The sequence below is a fragment of the Verrucomicrobiota bacterium genome (assembly GCA_039192515.1).
Lineage (GTDB): Bacteria > Verrucomicrobiota > Verrucomicrobiia > Methylacidiphilales > JBCCWR01 > JBCCWR01.
In genome coordinates this window covers 64,936-90,073 of record JBCCXA010000012.1, presented here as the reverse complement: position 1 = coordinate 90,073, position 25,138 = coordinate 64,936, and the positions used below count along the sequence as shown (strand labels likewise).

The window sequence follows — 25,138 nt, the reverse complement described above, 5'->3', positions numbered from 1 at the left end:
AACACTAGAGTTGTGCGGGAATCTAAGCGGCAAAGCGACTGACAAAATTCTCCAATAACTTTAGCCCATTTTCTTGGCTCTTCTCAGGGTGAAATTGATAAGCATAAGCATTGCCCTTCTGCACACCACTAACAAATGAAATCCCATAACTAGTACGACATGCCACAAACTCTTCAGGAACTTCTGTAGGATAGTAAGAGTGCACATGGAAAAAATAGGGAAGACTGCATGAGCCATTTGAGCTATTAAATAGTGCATGTTTCCTTTCGAGAAACTCCACTTGATTCCACCCCATATGCGGTACTTTTCCAACGTCCGTAGAAAATTTCACCACCTTACCAGGAATCCAACCCAAGCCTTCCTCCGGTGACTCTTCACTGGAAGCAAATAGTAATTGGAAACCCAAGCAGATTCCCAAAAAGGGTTTATCATCTACCAGCCATTGCTTCACGCTATCTACCATACCAAGAGCCGTCATGCGCTGGATAGCCTCCCCAAAATGCCCTTGGCCCGGAAATACTACGAGGTCTATCTCCAGAAAATCTTCAGGCTGAGTGAGCCGCTTGACATTTACTCCGGACTTGTGGAGTGCCTTCTCTACACTGCATAAATTTCCTCTACCATAATCGACAAGCCCGCAAATCACAGAACTCCTTTGGTGCTTGGTGTTCCCTCAATTCGAGGATCTACTTGGCAGGCACAATCTAACGCTTTGGCTAAGCCCTTGAAAATAGCTTCCGCAATGTGGTGAGCATCACGACCATAGAGAAGCTCTATATGGAGGTTCATTCCCGCATTAACAGCTACTGATCTCATAAATTCTTCGACCAACTGCAAAGAGAAGTCTCGAATCATACGATTTCCGCCCTCTACACGATACTCCAAATAGGAGCGATTACTGAGATCGAGCACTACTCGCACGAGAGTCTCATCCATTGGTACATACGCCCATCCATAGCGTCGAATACCTTTCTTATCTCCCAAAGCTACTTTCAGCGCTTGTCCTAAGGCAATTCCTACATCTTCGACAGTGTGATGGTAATCCACTTCCACATCGCCATCTGCTATAGCTTCCAGATCAATCAACGAGTGTTTACTAAAGAGAGTCAACATATGATCAAAAAAAGGCACCCGGGTATCGATTTTGGATTGCCCTTTGCCATCGATGCCTAGGCTAAGTTTTATTTTCGTCTCTGAGGTATTGCGTTCTAGTGATGCTTTGCGACTCATTTGTTATACTTTCATTTTTTGGCCTGACCGCTGGGCCTTTTATTAGCCTTAGCTTTCATCCTAATTTTAACAGAGGCTTTGTGTGCATCCATTTGTTCGAGTGAAGTAAGCGTGTCTAAGGTTTTCCAGGATTTTTCAAGAGCTCTTTCGTTGTAAGAAACAATACTGGTGCGTTTCATAAACTGTTCCACCATGAGACCGGGAAAAGCTTTTCCTGCTCCACCTGTTGGTAAGGTGTGGCTAGGTCCAGCCATATAATCTCCTAGAGCCACTGGAGAATAATGCCCTATGAAAATAGCTCCAGCATTTGAGATCTTGCTCACCCATTTATCCGCCTTTCTGCAAACGAGAGATAAGTGCTCGGGAGCAATTTGATCCGCTATTTCCAAAGCTTGGCTAAGATTTCTGGTTAAAATAAGGTAGCAACCCTTATGTAGGGTCTCATTTAGATATTCTTTTCGAGAAAGCGCGGTCAATTGCTTTTGAACCTCTAACTGCACCGCTTCCAGAAAGGAAAGACTGGGAGTCATCATGTAAATAGAACTGCCCGGTCCGTGTTCAGCCTGAGCTAGAAGGTCCGAAGCCACAAAAGCGGGGTTTGCCGTTTCATCAGCTACTACAGCTATTTCACTGGGGCCTGGGATAAGGTCTACTCCCACTATGCCAAAAACCTGACGCTTCGCTTCCACTACATAAGCATTCCCGGGACCAAAGACTTTCAGTACAGGCTTTATTTGTTCAGTCCCATACGCTAGGGCAGCAATCGCCTGAGCTCCACCCACTTGATACACCTCGTTTGCACCCGACATCATAATGGCATAGTGCATCACAGGATCGATAGGTCCTGGAGAGCAAACTACGATTTGCTTCACACCCGCTACTTTTGCAATAGCAACTGTCATCAAAGCTGTAGATACCAGAGGAGCTGTACCTCCTGGCACATAAATACCGACTCGCTCCAGAGGTTTATAAATTTCACCCACTTCTGCTCCCTGAGTATTTTTACCTATCCATTTCTTGGGCAACTGGCTTCTGGAAAAACGCACAATATTTTGATGGGCTTCCTCAAGAGCCTTTCTAATTTTGGCGCTCGGTTTGGATGGACGACTTTTTACTTCGATATCCGAGACCTCCAACTCTTCTTCACTGAATTGATTGCAGATATCAACCAATGCCCGATCCCCTCCCTTTAAAACCTTACGAATAATCGTGCTAACCGTGCGCGCCAGCTTTGTGGAGGGAATAGGCCTCCTGTCAAGAAATGAGAGTTCACTCTTGAAATTGTAATCTTTGTAGTTAAGCGTCTTCACTAATTAAATGATTCTAGGAATGGGAAGCTAGCACGTGATTTCAGAAAACAAAGAAAGTTTTACTCAAGATCCTAATCTCTAGCTCAGAAGAGATTTTATTACGCCTTGTCCTCATACTTCATTTCTTTAGGCCGATCTTTCTATTGGGATGAAACACCTTTAGCAGATCATGCAGAAACAGAACAAAGTCCTCATTGTGGACGATGATAAGGTCGTACGCGAAATTTTACATCTGATGCTAGGAAAACATAAATACCTAACGTCTGAGGCTTCTTCTGGGCGTGAAGCTATCAATATCCTATCAAATTATGAAACTGAACCCTATGATTGTGTCATAACTGACAACCATATGGCGGATATTGACGGATACGAACTCATCAAATGGACCAAAACAAACATTCCTGAACTGGCTACAATCATGATGACTAGCGACAATGAATCCGCTACAGTTCGAAAAGTATTCAAAGGTGGTGCAGTCGATTTTCTCAGAAAACCCCCTCAAGTTCATTCGTTGCTCAACTCAGTTTCCAAAGCTATAGAAATTACAGACAGTAAGAGGTCTGCTTTTGCCAAACAAGAGGCCTTAGCTGAAATCAACGAGTTCCAGCGCTATTTGGTAGAAAATATTCCAGAAGATCTACCCTTTGATATAGAACTTTTTAATCATCCGAAAAATGAAATTGGCGGAGATGCTATGACATTTTTCCCAATCTCGGAGCAGGAAACCATCATCATTCTAATTGATGTTTCAGGACATGATCTAAAGGCGGGATTTATCTCTACCTTCTTCAGGGGGATCCTAAGAGGCATGCTAGAAAATGGTTCAGATATTCTAGATATTATCAAGTATTTTAACACCTACCTATTGAGAGAATGGGGCAAACAACTTGGTAACCAAGCAGATTTACCAACAGTAACGACCTCTTTATGTCTAACAGCTATTTTAATTGAGCACAAAAATAATTGCGATTTTAAAGCGACGGTTATCAATAGTGGTTTACCTTCTATAAAATTTTGTAAACCTGATGGCAATGAAATGGTTATCACAAAGGAAGGTAGCTGTCCTTTAGGATGGTTTGATGAGCTTGAGTTAGAAACTTTTGAACTAGACCTAGATAAAGGCAGCTCTTTGCTTTTATGGAGTGACGGTATTGAGGATTTAGCCTTGTCCTCAGGAGTCGACCCTTTTGCCATGGCCTACCATTTACTTTACTGCAAAGAACAAGCCTTGGATTCACCCTATTTAAAGAACCCACCTGACGATATCTCTTTGCTGAGGATTAGTATTCCTATATCCCTTTTCAATAGTGACAACGTCTATATTCCTATTCTATCAGAAACACATGAGGGTGATAGGGGGAATAAAATTGACGAAATACAAGAAGTCTGGAATCAGAGCATTAGGTTAGCAATTCCTACAATTAAAGAAGATAAACTGCTAGACATCCTACTGTGTATTAGAGAATTAGCTATAAACGCTTTTGAACATGGATGCCAAGGCAAAGCAGACAAAAATTTTAGAATTCAGATTTCCTATAACTACGAAAATAGCCTCCTAAAGATTCTTATTAATGATGAGGGTGCTGGACATGATTTTGAATTTTCTGATGCCATTGAAATAGACATGGAAAGCAATGAACATCAATCGTTAGGACTATCTCTGGTAAATGCCTTAGCAGACGAATTTAAAAGCTTAAATAATGGAGCACACACTAGGCTTATATTTAGTATTTAATGAATAATTGAGGAATAAATATGGAACTCCAATTTGATTCAGAAAAAAAATCTTTGAGCTTATTTTTTCAAGGCGATTTAAGTTCAAATAATGTTATTGAAAAAATCGAACCTATTGAAGACACCCTTAAAAGAATCAGAGGTATGTCAGAAAAATGGTGCTCATTAAAAATTAATCTCATACAAACAAAATTAATCGATTCTACCGGGCTAAACCTCATTATTTCATTAATCAAATTTGCAAAATCTTTAGACGCTGAGATAGAAATACTAGTCTCTAGCATACATGTTGACAGAGTCCTAAAGAAAATAAATTTCTTGGGAAAAGAGATAAAAGTCAGGAAAGTTGGAAACCCCCATTGACTTGACTCCAAATCATTATCACCCAGATTTGTAAATGAATAGGCTATGGCACTATTTTATCAAGCTAAACTACTAGGTAAACTCTGCCCCAGCTAATATCTTACGAAAGACTGTGCTGTGACCAACATGATTAGGTTTCAAAACATTACTGATATGCAATACGCTTTCTGAGGTGCCCATAAATAAATAACCATCAGGATGGAGTTGTCTACAAATATTATTTAGGATTCCGCGTTTAGTATCTACATCAAAGTAAATCAAAACATTCCTAATAAAAATAACATCAAAAGTGGGTAAATAGCCCCAAGGCTTTATCAAATTAACTTTTTCAAATTTAATCAAGCGACGCACCTCATCTTTGACCACCCAAGCACCATCTTTATCTTTGGAAAAATATTTAATAAGGTAAATAGCAGGGAGGCCTCTATTTACCTCTAACTGACCAAACCTTCCACTCTCTGCCTGGGAGAGTACTCGATTAGAAATATCTGTAGCTAAAATTTGCACATTCCAGTCTTTAACAATCTCCGGGAAATGTTCGTGGAGAACCATAGAAATAGTATAGGGTTCCTGACCAGTTGAGCAAGCTGCACACCATATATGAAGTGTTTTGATATCAGCCTGGCGCTTAATGATATCTGGCATGATATCCGTTCTTAAAGTATCAAAGGGATGAATATCCCTAAAGAACGAAGTCTCATTGGTTGTCATGGCATCGACAACTTTATCTTTTAGCTCTTGGGGACAAGTTGAAGATCTTAGAACGTTTACTAATTCTTGAATAGTTGACATACCTTCCTTCTCAACCAAAGGAGTAAGTCTTGTCTCAACCAAGTACTCCTTACCAGGCTCTAAAGCAATAGCCGCCAAGTGCTGAATAAGGCCTTGAACATAATGAAAATCTTCCGCACTTACACGCATAGCTTCTCGATTCCCAATCCATTGCTCATGCTACCATTTCCCTCCATTTTAGGCGCTTTAAAATTTCTTCATTAACTTTGTCTATAGAAATAATATTGTCTGCTAAATTAGCCTCCGCTATGCATCCCGGCATACCCCATACGACACTTGTTTCCTTATCTTGAACAATAATTTTTCCACCGTTCTCACAGATCACTTCAGAACCGCATAAACCATCCTGACCCATACCTGTCAAAACAACTCCCAGAACATTCTGTCCAAATATTCTAGCAACATCCCTGAACAGAACATCAACTGCAGGGCGGCACGAATTCTCTTGAGGATTCTGATTTAATGCTATGAAAACATCACTACCACTATTTTTTAAGCCCATGTGAAACCCACCAGGTGCTAGATAAGCATGATTAGGCAAAAGTTTCTCTCCATCCTCAGCTTCTTTAATACTAAACTTGGACTCTCCGTCCAAGCGTTCTGCCAAAATTTTAGTAAACATGGGAGGCATATGCTGCACTATAACAATAGGCACCTCTATATTTTGAGGCATGGTCTTAAAAATCTGAGCAAGGGCATTAGGTCCACCAGTCGAAGAACCAATAGCTACTATTCTAGGGATAGATAAACCTTTAATAGAGCAAGTGTTTAGCCTAGAACTAACCAGGCTTCTTGCTTTTGAAGAAATTGTAGGAAGATTTTTTGCTGGTACACTGGAACATAAAGTCTTAATTTTAGGAATCAACTCAGTCGTCAACCTTTCGATGCACTCCATAATATTATTTACTTTCTCGGGCTTTGTGACGTAGTCACTTGCGCCACTGGCAAGTGCATTAAGCGTGGTTTCCCCGCCTTTCTCGGTCAGTGCGCTAAGCATAATAACAGGAAGTTTAGGATAATGTTTACGGATCTCTTTGAGAGTCTCTAGCCCATCCATCTCAGGCATTTCAATATCTAAGGTAACTATGTCCGGTTTTACCCGCGGAATTTGCATCAAAGCTAGTCTCCCATTGGGAACAGCTCCACTAACCGTGATATCTGGATCACTTCCCAAGACTTCAGTCAATATCTGCTGCATAACCACAGCGTCATCGACAACAAGTACTCTTATGGAGGACATAGTGATAGCTTAGAAGTTGAAGCCGAGTAACTTTAATTTATCTTGCAACATCTCTTTTGTAAGAGGCTTCATAAGGAAATCATTAGCACCCTCTGTTAGGGCTTCCGCAACCTCATCAATAGCTGTATGCGTAGTAACCATCATCATCTTCATTTCGTTATACTCGGATTTAGCTCGAACTGCTTTCACAAAATCTAGACCATTCATTCGCGGCATATCCCAATCAACTAAAGCTATATCAAATGGATCACGGCTACCTAAGACTTCCAGTGCATCCTGACCATCCTTAGCTTGATCTGTTTTAAACTCACATTCCTCAGCAATGATTGCTAGGAAGTTTCTCATTGTCTTTGAATCATCTATGATGAGCATTCGCATAAAAGATACCTTTCACTTCATTGAAGTTTTATTCTAACCAAATTCTTACTTTCTTTTGATTATCGAGAATTTGAATAAGATCACCAGGAGCGTAATAACTTTTTTGAGTATCTTGGATCACTTGATTCAAATCAATAGTGTGCTTTTCCAATCTATCCTTAAATTCTTCAGGAACCAGGTCTTCCAAGTTATCAACAGCTCGTGCATTAAAGGTAAGATCTACTTTTGTAATGGGGCCTTCTGAAACTCTTATTCGTAATAGTTCTGATTTCATCTCAGAGACTGAGCTCACTTCCTCCTTTATAGTATCTCGACCCAAATTCAGCTTTCCCAAGCGGATATTATCGCGGACTTTTTGGTAAATCAGTTGCCAAGAAACAGTTACATTTAAAGCCTTTAAATACTGAATGAGGCCTTGGTAAGCTCGGACAACATATATCATCTCTGGAGGACCAGCCGTTCGAAAGGTCATGCGATGTTCTCCAAGCACTTCGGATAAGCGACTACTCAAATTCCATTTAGTAACCTGATAAGAACCTTTTACTTTAAAGGGTTCAAATAATATCTCACTAACAAGAACCATTCGATCTTTCAGTGGAGCTAATAGATCAGCGTTAAATCCTAGCAGAAGCAATGCATTCCAAACAGCTTCTTGATTTATTCTGTTAGTTTCAATATGCATATCAATAAGATGGATCAAAGCTTGCCGGGTCTCACTGCTTACATTCTTTGTACAACCGAAGTCGAGTAGACCCACTCGGACGCTATCCGTTGCTTTGATGAAGCGGTAATTACCTGGATGAGGATCCCCATGAATGTAGCCCCATTCTAAAAAGCTGGTTAAAAATAACTCCAAAAGCACTTCTGCTAACGCCTCTTTATCTTGACGCTCCCAATCATGAACTTTTGTAAAAGCCTGACCCTCTAACCATTCAGTGGTCAGGAAAGAACTGCTGCTCCATTCACTGATAACCTTCGGCACCATAACACGATTACCCAAGGACTGGACAAGATGCTGCATTTTAAGTTGCTGCTCGGCTTCATGGTGGTAATCCAACTCCTGTTCTATATGGTAGCCGATTTCTCTTTTATATGCTTGTAAGTCAAAGCCCTTATCTAGCCCACCCACTGGTTTTGTAAGCCAACCTAAAGCCTTAAGATCTGTGTGAATTGCATCATGTATCTCTGGGTATTGGCATTTCAGGGCGACAACCTTACCACCTAGTAAGCATGCTTTGTGGACTTGACCAATTGATGCTGAGATCCCATCACTATCTACCCACTCAAAGACATCTTTAAACTCTTTTTGAAAGGACTTGAAGAATTGCTCTTCTACAAGACTAAGTGACATAGTAGCTTCATATTCATTTAATCTAGAAAAGGCAACTCCGCCATCTTTCAACTCTGAAAATGATAATATCTGACCAATTTTCTGTGGTAAACCATGCATAAGTCCTAACCGGCTTATCACTCGGTCTTTATAAATTTCTGATTGAGGACGATCTCTGTAACGGGCAGCATGCACGCTCTCCACAAAAAGCTTCCCTAGTTCCATTGAGCGATTAAGTGCTGGTTTCACGAAACTTGTCATCTAACCTTGTGACGAAAAATGTAATTCCCTCAGACGTCTTACGTGTGCATGTAAGAAATTTTTCAGCTCTTTATGAATCTCATACATTGTTTCTTCTTCAGAAATCGTATGTAAAAAACGGTCGGCTAACTTTTCGCTGAAAGAATCAACTGATAAATAGAGCTCTTTAATAGCCTCTTCCTGAGGTTGGCAAGACAACCATTTCTGCCATTCAACTAAACTTAATGCTATTAATCTCTCTACTTCGTGTACTGCATGTTGACGTCGTTCTAATGCGTATGACTGTTTTGCTCGAATGCTGTCTATGGTAATGACTTTCAAACCAGAACCTGACTCAATATTTCTAGGCATGCTTGCATCAAATAGAATGAGATGATGCTTATGATTTACTAGTTTGCCCAAAACTTCCTTTCGCAAAATCGGTCTAGGACAACTGGTAGCCGTAACAATGATATCCACATCACTTGCTACAGATTCTAACTGCTCAATCACATTGGCACATCCTCCACACTCTTGAGCTAGATTGACAGCTCGATCCCAAGTTCTATTCATAAAGATAAGCTCTCTCGATTTACTTTTGGCAAGATGCCTGCCAATATCTCTAGCAGTGCTACCAGCACCTATCACGAGAATTCTTGAGCTCCCTAACTTTGCCAACCTCTCTTGTTCGGCAATCATTTCTGCTAAAGCTGAACCTACACTAGCGGCTCCGTAGCCTATATCCGTCTGAGCCCTAGCTTTTTTAACAACTCGTATGGTGCGCTTGAACAACTCATTTAACCACTTTCCACATGCTCCTTGTTCACTGGCATAAGCAAAGGCTTTCTTGACTTGCCCTAATATGTGAGAGTCTCCTAGCACAGATGAGTCTAGTCCACTTGCCACTTTCGCTAAATGATTAAAAGCTTCCCCACTCTCATAATGATATCGATAACATGTCTCATGAATAGCCGGGGCATGTGGCCTAAATTCACGAATAAGAGCCAGCCAATCTGAAATTTTACTATTCTCCCCTAGTGTTAAGTAGAACTCTGTTCTATTGCAGGTTGATAAAATCACAACCTCGGCTCCAGGAAAACGCTCCCTCGAAAGAGATAAAAATTGATAAATTGCGTGCTGATTGAAAGTCATCGACTCCCTAACCTCCGCCGGAGCTCTATGATAGCTGATCCCTAGGAGATGGATTGTGGGCGCTGCAGGCATCTCAAGCTCATCTATTTTAAAGGTCTGAAAACAATTGGATTATTTCTTCTCGTTCTCTGCTGCACGCGCTTTCTCTTCTTCTACTACACGGTTAAGTTCTTCAGATAGTTGGGCTAACTCTTTTGCAGCCTTCAAAGTGCTACCAGCTCCTTCTTGAGTGCTCTGTGCAGCCTCAGAAACGGATGCGATATTTTTATTAATATCTTCGCTGCCTTTGGCAGCTTCAGAAGCATTTCTTGCTATCTCATTGGTTGTCGCTGTTTGCTCCTCTACAGCGCTAGCTATAGTATTTTGAATATCATTAATTTGATTGATGATAGATCCTATCTGATTGATAGCTTCTACTGCACCCTGAGTATCAGATTGAATGGTGCCAATTTTTCCGCTGATATCCTCAGTAGCTGTCGCTGTTTGCTTTGCTAACTCTTTAACCTCATTGGCGACTACCGCAAAGCCTTTACCTGCCTCACCCGCTCGAGCTGCCTCAATTGTTGCATTTAGTGCCAATAGATTTGTCTGTTGTGCAATGGAAGTGATAACCTTAATAACTTTACCAATCTCAATACTACTCTCACCCAACTTGTTCACAGTCTTATTCGTTTCGTTGGCGACCGCTACTGCCTGTGTTGCCACTTTGGCAGCATCTGTAGCATTCTTGGCGATTTCGGAAACAGAGACACTCATCTCTTCTGCACTCGCAGCAACAGTTGCTACATTTTTACTTACTTCATCTGAGGAGATGGAAACCACATTGGCTTGGTTAGCCGTTTCCTCGGCATTCGATTTCATATGCTGGCTTGTCGAAGAAAGTTCCTCAGATGCTGATGCCAAGGACTGCGCGTTATTTGATACAGTGTTCAAAGTTTCCCTTAAGCCTTCGGCCATTTCTTGCTTTCTCTTTTCTAGAATAAGTTTATCTGTGATCACTGACCACGTCACCATAGGCCCTACATAATTACCCTTATTATCCAAAACAGCGCTTACATTTAAATCCAGTGTCTCCGGGCCTAACTTAATTTTTGCATTTAACGGTAAATTGGCAGGATCAGCTAAAATCTTTCTTTGATGAGATGGGTCCTTATGAAAAATATCAATACATTGGCCCATTAATTTATCCACAGGCACTGGCAGTAAATTTTGTATCTGCGTTAATGTCCTGACTGATGCAGGATTCAAGTAATTAATATTTAGATCTAAGTCAGTAGACATAATATTAATTGGAGCATTGTCCATCATGCACTTCACTCTTGCCATCTCCGCTTTTCTCTCAAGGCTTTCTAGTGCAGCAGATATAATAAAGCCTACTCTGCGCAAGGCATCCATGCGCTCATCTGATAAAGTCAAGGTTTCCAAGGCAAAAAAATCCATGGTTCCATAGACTTTGTTATTCAAAATAATTGGAAAGCAAAGGCCAGATTTTACACCCGCTTTCTTAGCGATGGGTGCACGACAACAGTCTTCCATACTACCCATATCTAGGGTGAAATATAGATCTCTAGTCCTCCAAGCTCTTCCCGACAAACCCTTTCCTTCGGAAAAAGTAGCTGTTTGAGTAACGAGACGAAATTCTTCATTCACTTGGCCTGATTCTACGGAAAACTTGAGCACATTCTCTTTTTCATCCACCTTCCAATAAGAGGCGTAAGCCCAACCAAAGCCCTTACGCACCGTATCAAGCACAATTTTAGCTGCTTCTGTTTCCGTTTCTGCTTGTGCAAGCCTTTCAACGACATCAAGAACTGCCCTGGTATTGCTATTAGCTTCTTTGAGATCACGTCTTAGAATTCTTTCTTGATCTACCGCGCCATTTGATTCTGATTCTCTTACTTCAGCAGACAAGCGGTTGCCATTTTCTGTCATGTGTTTTTCCATGGGTTTTTCCTCATTCTCCAACTCGTTTTCATTGGAATCACTTTTTTGGACTCGATTTACCGGGGTAAGTTCTGTTTCCTTTTCTTTGATCATTTCGCTGGAAGAATCACTTACTGCTTTAATCACTTCATTAATAGTATCATTATCAGTCTCAAGCCATTGAAGAGTTTCCTCCAAGTGTTGAGTGACTTTGGCCATATGCTTAGTATCAATGTTTAAACTCTCATGGACCTCTTTCATGGGCTGAGCGTCACTGAGCAGGGGGCCTCCCAGAACCTTTGCCAAGTAAACTTTTTGTTGATCCATTAGTTCATTGACATCAACATTCTCAAAAAAAGGTGCAAGTAACTCATCTTCAAGAATTCTCTCATATAGACGAATCACCGTTGATTCGATAGCTGAATTTCCTCCTAAGCGATCATAGAGGCTTTTTTTCTGGTCAGTCGTTGGAAATTCTTCGGACATGCTTGTAATTTAGATCATGAAACTGGTGATATAATTCGCCAGACGTAGGGAAACAAAAGTAATCCCTATTTGAATGTGAAGACTTTTGGTTGCTACCATGCCTTTTAAAATTCTCCGGCCTAGCTCAAATTGAACCAGATAAGCCACTAAAACTAACACTGATACGATGATATGGAACATCAATAGTGCGCCTACTGGATTAATAGCCTGCTCCACAGCATGACGAGTGAACTCAATATATAGCACTAAAGCAACATCCAAAACAAATGCAGCCCCCATTATTTTGTAATGAAGCTTCAAATTCTTGCGGTAATAGATTCCTGCTGCAATTAACAAGATAACGACGGTTGAAATAATATGTAACATGGGCGACTGTCTAATATCTCAGTTCGGCATATCTAGGTGCAAACATTAACGGCTTTTTCAGTATTTAAGCTAAGTAACAACTGATCTTTCAACTTATAGACTCCATTCACCAACTCTCTAATGTTGCCTTGTAATGTCTCAGGTGGCAGTTCAAAACTTTCTTCACTAACTTCTAAGACGTCTCCAATTTCATCTACAAGCAAACTGACTGCTCCACTCTCGGTTTTTAATACAACATTCATGGGCAGTTTATCTGCAGATAATGGTTCAATATCCAGCTTACGACGTAAATCTATGGCGGTTACAATCTGACCACGCAAGTTTATTAGGCCTTTAATGACTTCATCAGATAGAGGAACTCTGGTCATTTCTTGATATTTCAAAACCTCCTGCACATTAATCACCTCAACACCAAAAAAAAGGTCCTTTAAAAAGAACGTACAAAATTGTTTTTCACTCTGCATATAAATCTCGTTTTAAAGATTTTCAAAAAAACTAGGATCGGCTTCTTGGATAATTCCTTTAACATCTAGAAAGTCGGTAACGGATTCTTGGATCACTGCAGAACCTGTTAAACCATGAGCAGAGCTTTCCTTTTTTACCGTCAGACTTTCCTCTACAATATCTTTTATTTGACCAACAACTAACCCCACGCTTCTATTTTGCTCAGAATAAACAACTACTTGCATAGAATCATTATTTTTTGTCTCTTGGGTAGTTGCATTTGTTCCATCAATAAAATTTTCAACTCTGATTAGAGGGAGAATTTGTCCTCGATACTGAATAACTTCTTGTCGTCCACTGTATTCAATATCCCGTTCGTCAAATTCTTCTAAACGATCCACTAAAGAGAGAGGAATCGCTAAACTTTGGTTGCTTCCAGCACCGAAGAGTAATAAAGTCTCTTTGTCACTTCCAGTATCTTGATCTTCATCTCGTTCATCATAGCTTGATTGACTCCTCACTTCCGAAATCACATGAGAATGTTGAGCCAGTCCCATGACATCCAATATCAGTGCAACCTTGCCATCGCCCATAATGGTAGCGCCTGCGAAGAATGATAAATTCTTTAGCTGCTTACTAAGTGGTTTGACGACTATTTCTTCCGTATCATTAATTTGATCTACAACTAAGCCAAATGATTTATCGTCGGCTTGTAATACCACAATACTTATTTGCTGATCGTCTTTGGGCTTTTCGCCATCGCTACCTTCAACTTGCAATTCTTTACTTAAAAATACTAAAGGGAGCAATTTACCTCGAAGCCTGCAAATAGGAGTTCCGTCAATATACTCGATTGACTTTTCCATCTCCTCACCCTCTAAGTAGACTAGCTCTAATAAATTAACTTGGGGTATAGCAAAACGCTCATCACCTACTGTCACAATTAAAGCAGGAATTATAGCGAGTGTTAGCGGTATTTTAAGCTTCAAGATAGTTCCTTGACCTATTTCACTCTTGATATCAATAGATCCACCAATTTTTTCGATATTTGTTTTCACAACATCCATTCCTACACCACGTCCTGATAGATTTGTGACTTTAGGAGCTGTTGAAAAACCAGGAGAAAAAATCAAGCCATAGACGTCTCGTTCTCCCATGCGTGAAGCTTCTTCGGAACTAATCAAGCCTTTCTCAATTGCCTTAGCTTTGACACGCTCCACGTTGATACCACCACCATCATCAACAATCTCAATATTGACTTGACCACCTTCATGGTAGGCTCTTAACAAGAGAATACCTTCTTCGGTTTTACCAGCTTTGACTCTCTCTTCTGGCATCTCAATACCGTGGTCAATAGCATTTCGAACAATATGGGTTAATGGATCTTTAATTGCCTCAATGAGGGTCCTGTCTAAGTCAGTTTCTTTACCAACCATATCCAGTTTCACTTTCTTACCTAATTCTAAACAAACGTCTCTTACCACCCTAGGAAACTTAGCCCATACATTACCTATGGGTTGCATTCTCGTTTTCATTACTCCTTCTTGTAACTCAGTGGTAATGAGATTGAGTCTCTGAGAAGCAGCTAATAATGCGTTATCTTCCATATTACCTGCATATTGGACAATTTGGTTGCGTGCTAAAACTAACTCGCCTACTAAGTTCATCAATTTATCCAATTGGTTGACATCAACCCGAATAGCCTTTTCCTTAACGGTAACTAAACCCTCTCTCTGATCTTGTGCCTCTGATTGTTTAACTTCAGGCTGCTTGAAATCTTGCCCCTTGGTCTGTGAGTTAGGTGCTGGAAATCTTCCAGAATTCTTAGCCCTATCAGCATCAGGATCTGCAGGACTAGTTAGCTTTGAATTATTTTCCTCTTCAGACTCATCCTCATCAGCGAAAAGCCCAAAACATTGCTTGGATTCTATCTCATTTCCATGTTCTTGATCCTCTTCCTCAAACAATCCAAAGCAGGCTTTAGAACTCGTTACCTCGATCTCCTTTTGTTCGATTTTTGGTGATTCAGCTAACTCACTTTGCTCTTGACGCTCATGTAGTTTACGAACTAATTCATGATAGTCTTGGACCCCTTCATTGCCAGAGTCCTGTAAGCTTTTTAGCATAGCATTCAGTGCATCTGAAAAAGATAAGAGTAAGGTGATTAAGCCCTGCTCAATTTTAATTTCGCCGTCACGAACTTTGGACAATAGGCTTTCTCCTACATGAGCGACAGACTCTATTTTACTTAACCCTAAACATCCACTAGTGCCTTTGATTGTATGAATATTCCTAAAAATTGTATTTAGAATTTCATCGTCGCCTGTGTTTTCTCCACTCTCTAACTCAAGCAATGCATGGTCAAAGCTTTCTATTGCCTCAAGACTTTCTTGAATAAATTCGCCAATAAGTCTTTTTTGTATGTCTTCGTTCATGACTTACTCTGATTGCCTGCACCTTTAAAAACGGAAAATGACTGACTAACCAAGCACTTTTTTAACGATTTCAACAAGCTGGCTTTGATTAAAAGGCTTAACAATCCAACCTGTCGCTCCTGCGGATTTACCTTCCATTTTCTTACCGGGCTCAGCTTCAGTAGTGAGAATGAGTATGGGAGTTTTTTGTGAAAGCGGTTGCCTTCTAAGCTGGCGTGTTAATTCTATACCATTCATATTTGGCATATTGATATCCGTAATAACAAGGTCCACAGCCCTGCCCTGTAATTGCCTTAGTGCATCTTTCCCATCACTTGCCTCGATGACCTCATAACCAGCTGATTTTAGAGTGAAAGAAATCATTTGTCTCATTGCTGAGGCATCATCAACAGTCATTATTCTACCGGGCATGTATTTGGGTTCCTATTATTCCAATTTTAAATTCGTCCATTGCTAGTAAATGCTTTAGGAGATTTTGATAGATAATCTTGTTATCATTGCAAAGCGATTAAAATAATTATTTCCAATATTTAGCATTCATTTTTAAAAAAATATGACGATTTTATTAAACGGAGTTGATTTAAAATTTACTTATGAACCAATGCCGATTAGTTTATAAAAGCCGTGCAAGCAGTGAATTCTTTGATGTAAAAGATCTTAAAAAATTAGCTGAAACAGCAGCAAAAAATAACTCGCGCCAGCATATCACTGGTATGCTTGCCTTATCGGGTGATAGCTTCTTACAAGTATTAGAAGGGCCTATTGAGCCTGTTAACGCCCTCTACAATAGAATTTCGCAAGATAAAAGACACTGTCAGGTCAAAATAATTAGCTACGACTTAATAGAGAAACAGCTTTTTAAAAGGTGGTTCATGCAAGCTCTAAATTTCGAAGAACTTAGCCCATCACATCGTTTAATGTTCTCGGAAAAGTACGCTGATATTGACCGAAAAGGTGTGCTTATTCCCATGAACCCAATCGTAGCTCAATCTATTTTACTAGATGCTTATTACTTGGCTGGACATACCTCAGATTAGAACCTCTTTTATTCAACAATAACTCAGTAAGGTATACCAGTCACTAACATACCTCGCGAGTTACTTTATCCAATTATCCGGGTTTAAAATAGTTCAACATCACCAAGGGACTGATTGTCAGCTCCAATAGAGTCAGAGAATAGTTGATGATTGAGCCCAGATTCTCTAGATGCCACTTGTTGATGAACCGTTCGCTCAGAATTCATAGTATAACGGTCAGCTAGCTCATAGGTTACCTGATCACCATCTTGCCAGCGCTCCACACCTAATTTATCAATTTGCTTCCCTGCAGCATCTCTGATTTTTCTAGCAAAATTTAATGGGTCGAGCAGATACTGACTCATTGGTGATTGAAAATCAACTAAGGCTAATGCATCGCTTGATTGAGTTTCAATTGAATCTATAGACATCCCGAGATCAATAATGACTTGAATAGTTTGATCTCGATAAGCATGAAGCTCCCCTTCAGTAGATTTTCCTTTCGATTGAATGGTATCATAAATGCCTTTCGCCTCGCTATAGACGGCATCACAGGAGGCCACGCATTTAGACATTTCGCTAATGAGGGAATCAAGCTCTAATGAAACCGAGCGACTTATCTCTAAGGTATCAACCGATATTTTACATGTATTCGAAGCTAATGTCTCCAAGCCCATACCACCTTGAACACGCACGGCTTGAACCTGTGAGTTAAGTGCAATCAAATGAATTTCAGCAGATAAGGTCCTTATTCGTTCATTTAGCCCTGAAGCCATGCTGCTGAGTGGTCGAAGTTTTACATAAACATCTTCAGTTAGTATGGTAAACTGATGAAAGATGTTTCTAACATCTACATAAGCATCAAGTAAAACTTGAACCATGCCATCTACACCAGAGTTCACTCTCTCGTAATCTGACATCTGAAAACATTCTTGATCAGCCTTCTTGGTGCATCTTATGACATTGTCTAAGCCGTTTTTAATCTGATCTTCGGCGTTTAATAGATCCTGCTGAACATTCTCTAACTGCCCAACTTGCACAGTTGCTTGCTGATAGATAGTTTGTAAATGCAGAACAAGTTCTTTTTCATTTGTGATGTCCTGAAGTTCTGAAGAATGAGCTTCTATTTGATTTAACACCGAAAGAACATGCTCAATTTTTTGGGATACGATATCCTGAAATTGTAAACCGATGACAACATGTCCAATGGATAGACACACGTCCTTACTAAACTGAGTAACTTTTGCATCACGTTGCTTATTAGTTTTAAAGTCCGCTTTGAGAACTTCCAGAGAAGAGTATATTTGCGTTCTACGTTCATCTGCCTTTTTGTGACAAGCTTTCATCTCTTGTGCAAACTTATCTGTAACTTCATTGAGCGTGCACTTAGCTTCTTCCAATTCCCTAAATTTACTGCTAAAAATGTCAGCAACTTGAACATGCAGCTTTTCAATATCTTTAGTAAGTCCTAAAAAAACGTCCTGAACGTTTTCATCTAAGGCAGATGACTCAATCTTGAACATGGTCTGTAAATATTTCAGAGGTCTCATGGTTCGCCCAAGATTTTTCTCAGAAGTAAACATACGGCCGATTGACTCAAGATTGGAGGTAAGTAAAGCAAGAAGCTTAGCATCTTCATCTTTAGCTCGTTGCAAAAATTCTAAAGGCCCACTTACTTCTTCTATAGCTTTTTCAAAAGATGTTTCCCCAGCGGTACTACCAACAGAAAGCTTAAGTAGCATATCACTGTCGCTAACAAGCTTTTTGCCTTGAAGGTCCATTTGTTCCAGATACTTGCCCACTTCCTGTACTTGTCCTTCAATGACTCTGGGTAAATCTTTTAAAGAGGCAAGCTCACGGTGCGATTGCCCGAGTATATTGGATAGCTCTTGAGAAACCTCTCTAAGCTCTTCTATTTTCAAGCCACCAGATTTCTTTTTGAGTTTTAGCAAATTAGGTAGGCCAGCTTTACTCTTTAATTCATCGAGGATGTTACTTACCCTGTTAGCTTCTTCATGCGTTTGTCCTAGAAAATTTCTGAGCATAAATCTTTCTGTGGCTCGAATACTCCAAACCGTTTTGTATGATTATGATATCGGAATCAAAGAATTATTGCTTGAGGCCTTTTTAGATTAAAACCCTCAAATAATGACCACAAATGTATTTTAGATACCGTGTCAATGATAGATGCCATAAACTTCGACAAGAATTGCAAGCACATAAACTCGTTTTAACCTAAATGATATCATAGAGGCTTGAAGATCTGTGCAAGATCTTGGCCCCAAGAAATATAAAGCTCCTCTCAAGGTATCATCTTTTTGAGATCCATGTCTCAGCTCTATCCGGATTGGAGCTCCTTAGACTTGATAACTTCGCCTTCGATTGCTTATAAGAACTAAGCTCGGATGATATGATTGATAGATCTTCGCCGACTCTTTTTTCCTTGTGGCTCAAGCCTTTAGGCATCCGGTTCAACTTATACGACATTATCCTGGGTTAATAATAGTAACCGGAGGACTACTCGACTAAGTCAACGGATATCTAGAAATCAGATGCCTAGATTAAGTAGTCTCATTAACTTGAACACTAACTTCCATTGACTCCGCTGATACTCCCTTATAAGTACCCTTAACTGGTGCTACATCAGAATAATCTCGGCCCACAGCTATCGTGACATAATGATCGTCCACTACGCGATCATTCGTTGGGTCAAAAGCCCTCCAGCCAAAATTTGGCAAATACGCCTCTACCCACGCATGGGAGGCTTCCGTTCCCCGAGCTTTTATATCCTGATTTCCTTGATATAAATACCCGCTTACATAACGCGCTGGAATATTCAAGCTCCTGCAAATTCCAACCATGACATGAGCAAAATCCTGGCAAACACCTGCCTTGCACTCAATGACATCATCGACCCTGGTATTTACCGTCGTTGCGGATTGGTCATAGGTCAAGTACTCATAAACAAAATGGCTGATAGACTCCACATCTTCCCATAGGTCTTGTCGGCTAAGAGATATATCTTGGGCCAAGCGCCACACTGATACATTAAGATTCACTAATGGACTCGTCCCCAAAAAATCGTAACAAGCTTCATTGGTAGCACACTCGCCTAAGTGATCCCATATGATAGCTGATTCTGGTCTTGGTAATGCTTGATACTCTTGTAGTTCTACTACCGCTTCAAGAACAACTTCATGCTCTATATGTGGAATGGAAATATCGAAGAAATGGACATCATTTAAGTAGAAGTCCAAATAGTGACTAACTTGACTCTCGGGCACAAGCCTAAGCTGAAAGTCTAAGCAGTTTTGTATCCCGATCGATTTCGGCTTTAGCCTCAGCTCACTATACCGTTCTTTTACAGGGTTCTCGTATTGATAACGAGTTTCATGTTTGATATGAAGCTTCATGAAACAATTCTTAAATCTTTCAAAAGCTCACTTTTACTTATTGTTGCTGTTGCTGCTGTTGGAACTGCACATCGATTTCTTCATCAAGAGAAGGCATCGGGGTAAAGATATAAGTTTTAAAAATCTCTTTTCCAATTTTATTAAACTTATCTTGTAGCTGATCCAAATATTCATGCAGCCCTTCCTTGAAAATATCCTCAATGCTGCTGTAGTTAAGTTCCGAAAGTAAGCGCCCTGTAAGCTTCTCCGCAGAGTTTGAAAAACTAGCTTTACCTGTTCCCGAAATATTGCGTAGCGAAAGGTCTAACATCTTCATACAATAGCGAATAGACCTGGGACATTCCTCTGAAAGAATCAGCAATTCCGCCACCTTCCACGGAACAACATCTGATACATAGATTTTTTTATAGGCATCATAGGCACTGGCTGAACGTAAAATAGCACCCCACTGAACCTTATCAATTGCTCCCCCAACATCATCTACACTGGGTAGTAAAATGTGATATTTGACATCCAAGATTCTTGTCGTCTTATCGGCTCGTTCTAAATATTTACCTACTTGTAAAAACTCTCTTCCTTCATCCTGCTGAACTGTTGCGTCTATAATCCCCTGTATCACCAAAGAATTCATACGAATGCGCCGATAAAAATCATACGGTTCATTTGACCAAAGCTTTTTTGCCTCCTTGGATCTCATAAATAGATAGGTCTTATTTACTTCCTCCCACATATCTGTTGATATCTGATCTCTAACCATACGAGCATTTTCACGAGCATCATATAAACACCTAACAATGGAATTAGGGTTCTTTTGCTGGAAGGTAAGAAATTCTGTAACTGTTTTACTGTTACACTTTTTATAGAGCTTATGGAATAAATCTTCTCCGGCTGTGCTTTGTAAGATGGGTTCCCAATGAGCCTTTAGTGATTCATCATCTAGCGTTTGAAAATCAAGCATAAGTTGAAGATTTACATCCACGATGCGAGAAATATTCTCCGCACGCTCAAGGTACCGACTTATCCAGAATAACGAATCTGCAACACGTGATAACATGTCAATCCCTATTGATTCTCCCGTAAAACCCAAGTATCTTTACTGCCACCACCCTGAGAAGAGTTAACGACTAATGAACCTTTCTTCAAGGCCACACGAGTGAGTCCCCCAGGTATAATAGAAACGTCCTTGCCACATAAAATGAATGGTCTTAAATCAATATGCCTGCCCTCCATCTTGCCACCACAATAACTTGGATGACGGGAAAGCGACAAAGTTGGCTGTGCAATAAAGTTTCTCGGATCTTTTTCAATCATATGACGAAACTCCTTGATCTTAGAGCGACTTGATTGGGGACCGATCATAACGCCATATCCACCAGACTCGTTAGCTGCCTTGACCACAAGTCTAGGAAGATTATCCATGATATACTTATAATCCTCTTTTTCAGAAGCCAGGTAAGTGGGCACATTGGGAAGAATAGGTTCCTGATCTAGATAGAACTTAATCATTTTCGGCACAAAATAATAAACTACCTTATCATCTGCAACACCTGTTCCAATTGAATTCGCTAAACTCACATGACCCATGCGGTATGCATTGATGATGCCAGGCACCCCCAAAACAGAGTCTCTTCGGAAAACACAAGGGTCCATGAAATCATCATCCAACCTTCTATAGATAACATCTACTTTCTTAAGACCTCGCGTTGTGCGCATGTAAACCTTAGAATCTCTAACCAAGAGATCATGCCCCTCTACGATTTCCACCCCCATAGCTCTAGCTAGAAAGCAATGCTCAAAATATGCACTATTGTAAACACCAGGTGTCAGCACAACAACAGTAGGATCGCCTTTACATTTTCTAGGAGCTATGTGCTGTAAGGTTTCGAGCAAGTTATTTGCGTAAGAATCGATAGGCCGAATCCCGGCTGCTTCGAAGAAATTGGGAAATGCCCTTTTCATCGCTTCGCGGTTTTCCATCACATAAGAAACACCTGAAGGACAGCGTGCATTATCTTCAAGAACATAGTAATCCCCTTTATCATCCCTTATAAGATCCGTTCCACAAATATGGATGTAAATATCCCGAGGAACATCGACATTCATAAATTCCCGACGAAAATGTTTGGCCGAAAGGATGTAACTTGCTGGGATAACCCCATCTTTTATGATCCTCTGCTCGTGATAAATATCCTGCAAAAACATATTCAGTGCCAGAATACGCTGTTCAAGGCCTTTCTCTAACAAATCCCACTCATTTGCAGGAATGATACGAGGTATTAAGTCGAATGGAAAAATGCGCTCAGTTCCTTCATCATCACCATAAACCGTGAAAGTAACTCCAAGCCGCAAAAAGGCTAAATCTATAGCTTGTTGCTTCTGTTCATAGTCTTCTTTTGTGAGATCTTTGAAGCGTTCTAATAACTTCTTATAGTGGGGTCGAATCCCGCCCTCATCTTTAGAAGTGAACATTTCATCAAAAAAGCCATCTGTGTGGTAACGATCAAAAAGCACGGTCTTAATTTCTAATTGCTCGGTAATGCAGCAAATAGTAAGCCACTTGCTGTATTTTGCAAAAAAACTTTAGAGTTGCATTCGCAGCAGTCTCAGCACAGAACGTTGTCTTAGGGAATTCCATGAATTTTAAGAGACAACGAGAACATCTTCTCCCACTCTGCACGATCATATTTTTGTGGATTAGCTGCACTTCGCAATCTAAAGATAGTGCCATAGAACTTGTTAAAAACATTGGAAGTGAAAAACTCCTAGCTGAAGCAACCATTCTAAAAGAGAACATCACTCCTGGCGCTTTTGTGATCCCGCCTCGCACCTGGCCGGACTCCTTCCAGCTCCTTGCGCCTATGCAAGTCCGGCAGCAGGAATCAGGATTTCAACTACTCATGACCAAGTTTATTGGACAAGAAAAAGGTCTCTTAATAATCACTGCTCAAAAATATACACCTCAAGAATCCGAATTGATTTCATACACCTATCTGTTTGATGGTATCTATTGGTATGAAGATTTGCGTAACGAATAGCCACTTAATATGATGTCACAAACCCAGTTAATGATCCAAGCTGCTCTGGATTTATCTAATGTAGTTGATGCACTCCACTTTGCAGAACCTGTTACTCATGTTTATAATCCGCTGAATTATGCCTGGAAGCCACACCAAACTTATATTGAGCGCTTTGCCTCATCACAAAAGAAGGTCGTTTTTCTAGGCATGAATCCAGGCCCCTGGGGAATGGCTCAAACAGGCGTACCATTCGGTGAAATCCAAGCAGTTAGTCAATGGATGAAGATTAATGAACAAGTCAATAAACCCAAGAACGAGCATGCCAAGAGACCCATTGAGGGATTTTCTACCACCCGTTCTGAAGTTAGTGGTCAAAGGCTTTGGGGGCTTTTTGCTAAAAAATTTCCAAAGGCTGAAACATTTTTCGAAGATCATTTTGTCCTTAATTACTGCCCACTCGTTTTTATGGAACACACTTCTAAAAATCGAACTCCAGACAAACTACCTGTTAGAGAATCAGCGCCCCTCTACCAAGCATGTGATAACCACCTCAGAACTTGTATCGAAATCTTGCAACCGGAATGGATTGTGGGTGTAGGTGGTTTTGCCCAAAAGAGAGCATCTGAGGCCCTTAGCGGCATTGATATCAAGCATGGAAAAATCTTGCACCCTAGCCCCGCCAGCCCTGCTGCTAACAGGGGATGGGTGCAAGCAGCCACAAAACAACTTCTTGCCCAGGAGATATGGAAGAATTAAGCTTCATAAATAAAGGTATACGCACTATTATGCATTAGATCTGGGCTATGTAGTAGGGATTGAACGCCATGAATTAACACTAAGGCCCTAAAAGAAGACAGAATCGACGAAGATATATCAGTCACATCTTCTGAGCTCAACTACTGTGAGTAAGCGAAGGCGAAGCGATCAACCGCGCGCAGCCTCAATTTGGTTACTGAAGCTATTTCAAATCTTTATACAAAATCTTAGAATTCCGTTTGCTTTGCAGGTAACTTTCCCGACGCCTTTGGGGCAATAAATCCACACCTCCCTCTAAGTAGCCTCCCTTTTGCTTGAGGTAATTGACGGCCTGAGTAGAGAGAGCTAATAAACGCTCCACGCCAAGGTCGCGAGCCTTCATTTCAGCAAAATTTAAAAGCTTTTTGCCAATACCTTGATTCTCATGGGCATGGGAAACAAATAAAGAACCCATTTCAGCTAAAGTGGAATCGTCATCAAATACATGAAGCATGACACAACCAAGAATATTCCGGTCAATTTCAAATAGATACCAATTTTCGTACTGCCTTTCTAATTCATCTTTGCCTCTCGGAAGAAGTTCTTGTAAATAAACAGAATCCTTGATAATACGCAGAATAGCCCGAGCATCTTTCTTTTGCGCTCGCCTAATCGCTTCATAGTCATTGGCATACACCATTGTTCCTATGCCCTCGTTTGAGAAAATTTCACTTAATAATGAATCATCTTTTGTTCCATCAATAATATGAACTCTGCTCACTCCATTACGGCAGGCCCTCATTCCATGCTCTAATTTCCAGTAGAGATCATCACTTACCTCCTTTTTGTTTTGTTTGAGGAAAGTCTCGACCTCATTAACAGAAAACTGTGCAGCTAGCTTCCCAGCGCTTTTGACTCCATTACTGGTTGTAACAAACATTAGTTTTCCAGCCCGTAAAGCTTCTGCTACTTCTAAAGCCACTCCATCTGAATTAACTCGGTATGTTTGTCCCATGCGATCGTAACCTATCGGTGGGACAATAGCTATCACGCTTGAATCAAGCAGATGAATAATAAAATCCACGTCTACTTTCTCTACTTTCCCAGTGTTTAATAAGTCCACTCCATCCTTTATCCCATAAGGATGCGCAACAATGGCGTTGGTGATTGCTGCACGTTGATTCACTTCGCTGAGTTTACTCATGATGTCATTAGCAACCTGGTTAGCCGCTTGGATGGAAATATCTAAGGTTGCTCTGTCTGTCGCTCCTCTAGCATCCACATTAGATGATTTAATTCCCGCTTTCTCAGCTAGTGTGGTCACTTGGTGCCCTATACCATAAACTAGAACAATCTTAATATTCAGACTGCGCAGGACTGTTGTGTCTATTAGTAAGTTAGAAAAATTTTCATCGGTTACTACCTTACTATCAATACTTAGAATAAAAGTCTGATCACGAAACCGCGTAATATAACTTAATATACCTCTTAAGTCCGATGGCTGCATGTCATTACCTTAACTATCCCGCAAAAC

At 40.5% G+C, this 25,138-nt stretch carries 23 protein-coding genes; 5 read left to right on the top strand and 18 right to left on the bottom strand.

What is annotated here, in order from left to right; genetic code table 11:
- Positions 1 to 22: 22 nt before the first annotated feature.
- The 3 genes from hisH to hisD are packed head-to-tail and all read right to left on the bottom strand — an operon-like array spanning position 23 to position 2,540.
- The gene (hisH, locus tag AAGA18_07315) at positions 23 to 646 is read right to left on the bottom strand and encodes an imidazole glycerol phosphate synthase subunit HisH (protein MEM9445147.1); all 624 of its coding nucleotides are present in this window, start codon (positions 644 to 646) and stop codon (positions 23 to 25) included.
- Positions 643 to 1,230: an imidazoleglycerol-phosphate dehydratase HisB gene (hisB, locus tag AAGA18_07310; protein ID MEM9445146.1), complete on the bottom strand. Its 588-nt coding sequence runs from the start codon at positions 1,228 to 1,230 to the stop codon at positions 643 to 645. Before hisB ends, hisH begins: the two co-directional genes overlap by 4 nt.
- A gap of 11 nt (positions 1,231 to 1,241) precedes the next feature.
- Entirely contained in the window at positions 1,242 to 2,540 is a 1,299-nt protein-coding gene (gene hisD, locus AAGA18_07305) for a histidinol dehydrogenase (GenBank protein MEM9445145.1), read from the bottom strand.
- Positions 2,541 to 2,709: 169 nt separating this feature from the next.
- Here hisD and AAGA18_07300 point away from each other — a divergent pair, with 169 nt between their 5' ends.
- Entirely contained in the window at positions 2,710 to 4,275 is a 1,566-nt protein-coding gene (locus AAGA18_07300) for a response regulator (protein MEM9445144.1), read from the top strand.
- 20 nt (positions 4,276 to 4,295) lie between these two features.
- The gene (locus AAGA18_07295; GenBank protein MEM9445143.1) at positions 4,296 to 4,637 is read left to right on the top strand and encodes a hypothetical protein; all 342 of its coding nucleotides are present in this window, start codon (positions 4,296 to 4,298) and stop codon (positions 4,635 to 4,637) included.
- A gap of 72 nt (positions 4,638 to 4,709) precedes the next feature.
- On the opposite strand, the gene AAGA18_07290 is transcribed toward AAGA18_07295, so the two are convergent.
- From AAGA18_07290 to AAGA18_07245, 10 genes are read right to left on the bottom strand one after another with little or no spacing between them, the layout of a single operon-like run.
- Positions 4,710 to 5,558: a protein-glutamate O-methyltransferase CheR gene (locus tag AAGA18_07290; GenBank protein MEM9445142.1), complete on the bottom strand. Its 849-nt coding sequence runs from the start codon at positions 5,556 to 5,558 to the stop codon at positions 4,710 to 4,712.
- Between the two features lie 25 nt (positions 5,559 to 5,583).
- A complete protein-coding gene (locus tag AAGA18_07285; GenBank protein ID MEM9445141.1) occupies positions 5,584 to 6,669 on the bottom strand; it encodes a chemotaxis response regulator protein-glutamate methylesterase in 1,086 nt (361 codons plus the stop codon).
- 9 nt (positions 6,670 to 6,678) lie between these two features.
- Positions 6,679 to 7,041, bottom strand: coding sequence for a response regulator (locus AAGA18_07280; protein ID MEM9445140.1), 363 nt, complete (start codon positions 7,039 to 7,041; stop codon positions 6,679 to 6,681).
- A gap of 34 nt (positions 7,042 to 7,075) precedes the next feature.
- Positions 7,076 to 8,626: an AarF/UbiB family protein gene (locus AAGA18_07275; GenBank protein ID MEM9445139.1), complete on the bottom strand. Its 1,551-nt coding sequence runs from the start codon at positions 8,624 to 8,626 to the stop codon at positions 7,076 to 7,078.
- A 12-nt stretch (positions 8,627 to 8,638) separates the two neighbouring features.
- Complete coding sequence (hemA, locus tag AAGA18_07270; protein MEM9445138.1) at positions 8,639 to 9,841, bottom strand: glutamyl-tRNA reductase; 1,203 nt, start codon at positions 9,839 to 9,841, stop codon at positions 8,639 to 8,641.
- A 39-nt stretch (positions 9,842 to 9,880) separates the two neighbouring features.
- Positions 9,881 to 12,178 (bottom strand): methyl-accepting chemotaxis protein, encoded by a 2,298-nt coding sequence (locus AAGA18_07265; protein ID MEM9445137.1) that lies wholly within the window; start codon positions 12,176 to 12,178, stop codon positions 9,881 to 9,883.
- A gap of 9 nt (positions 12,179 to 12,187) precedes the next feature.
- Positions 12,188 to 12,544, bottom strand: coding sequence for a hypothetical protein (locus AAGA18_07260; GenBank protein ID MEM9445136.1), 357 nt, complete (start codon positions 12,542 to 12,544; stop codon positions 12,188 to 12,190).
- 32 nt (positions 12,545 to 12,576) lie between these two features.
- Positions 12,577 to 13,008 (bottom strand): chemotaxis protein CheW, encoded by a 432-nt coding sequence (locus AAGA18_07255; GenBank protein MEM9445135.1) that lies wholly within the window; start codon positions 13,006 to 13,008, stop codon positions 12,577 to 12,579.
- 12 nt (positions 13,009 to 13,020) lie between these two features.
- On the bottom strand, positions 13,021 to 15,423 hold the full coding sequence (locus tag AAGA18_07250; protein ID MEM9445134.1) for a chemotaxis protein CheA: 2,403 nt from the start codon (positions 15,421 to 15,423) through the stop codon (positions 13,021 to 13,023).
- A gap of 45 nt (positions 15,424 to 15,468) precedes the next feature.
- Positions 15,469 to 15,834 (bottom strand): response regulator, encoded by a 366-nt coding sequence (locus AAGA18_07245; protein ID MEM9445133.1) that lies wholly within the window; start codon positions 15,832 to 15,834, stop codon positions 15,469 to 15,471.
- A 182-nt stretch (positions 15,835 to 16,016) separates the two neighbouring features.
- On the opposite strand from AAGA18_07245, the gene AAGA18_07240 reads away from it, so the two are divergent.
- Positions 16,017 to 16,460 (top strand): BLUF domain-containing protein, encoded by a 444-nt coding sequence (locus AAGA18_07240; protein MEM9445132.1) that lies wholly within the window; start codon positions 16,017 to 16,019, stop codon positions 16,458 to 16,460.
- A gap of 83 nt (positions 16,461 to 16,543) precedes the next feature.
- Here the strand turns inward: AAGA18_07240 and AAGA18_07235 are convergent, their stop codons facing one another.
- From AAGA18_07235 to AAGA18_07220, 4 genes are all read right to left on the bottom strand, one after another.
- The gene (locus AAGA18_07235) at positions 16,544 to 18,484 is read right to left on the bottom strand and encodes a hypothetical protein (GenBank protein ID MEM9445131.1); all 1,941 of its coding nucleotides are present in this window, start codon (positions 18,482 to 18,484) and stop codon (positions 16,544 to 16,546) included.
- 516 nt (positions 18,485 to 19,000) lie between these two features.
- A complete protein-coding gene (locus tag AAGA18_07230; protein ID MEM9445130.1) occupies positions 19,001 to 19,852 on the bottom strand; it encodes a transglutaminase family protein in 852 nt (283 codons plus the stop codon).
- Positions 19,853 to 19,889: 37 nt separating this feature from the next.
- Entirely contained in the window at positions 19,890 to 20,906 is a 1,017-nt protein-coding gene (locus AAGA18_07225; protein MEM9445129.1) for an alpha-E domain-containing protein, read from the bottom strand.
- An 8-nt stretch (positions 20,907 to 20,914) separates the two neighbouring features.
- Positions 20,915 to 22,321: a circularly permuted type 2 ATP-grasp protein gene (locus tag AAGA18_07220; protein ID MEM9445128.1), complete on the bottom strand. Its 1,407-nt coding sequence runs from the start codon at positions 22,319 to 22,321 to the stop codon at positions 20,915 to 20,917.
- A gap of 164 nt (positions 22,322 to 22,485) precedes the next feature.
- On the opposite strand from AAGA18_07220, the gene AAGA18_07215 reads away from it, so the two are divergent.
- The gene (locus tag AAGA18_07215; protein MEM9445127.1) at positions 22,486 to 22,887 is read left to right on the top strand and encodes a hypothetical protein; all 402 of its coding nucleotides are present in this window, start codon (positions 22,486 to 22,488) and stop codon (positions 22,885 to 22,887) included.
- A gap of 12 nt (positions 22,888 to 22,899) precedes the next feature.
- The gene (locus AAGA18_07210; protein ID MEM9445126.1) at positions 22,900 to 23,625 is read left to right on the top strand and encodes a uracil-DNA glycosylase family protein; all 726 of its coding nucleotides are present in this window, start codon (positions 22,900 to 22,902) and stop codon (positions 23,623 to 23,625) included.
- A 202-nt stretch (positions 23,626 to 23,827) separates the two neighbouring features.
- Here AAGA18_07210 and argA read toward each other — a convergent pair whose 3' ends face one another.
- On the bottom strand, positions 23,828 to 25,111 hold the full coding sequence (gene argA / locus AAGA18_07205; GenBank protein ID MEM9445125.1) for an amino-acid N-acetyltransferase: 1,284 nt from the start codon (positions 25,109 to 25,111) through the stop codon (positions 23,828 to 23,830).
- Between the last annotated feature and the right edge of the window lie 27 nt (positions 25,112 to 25,138).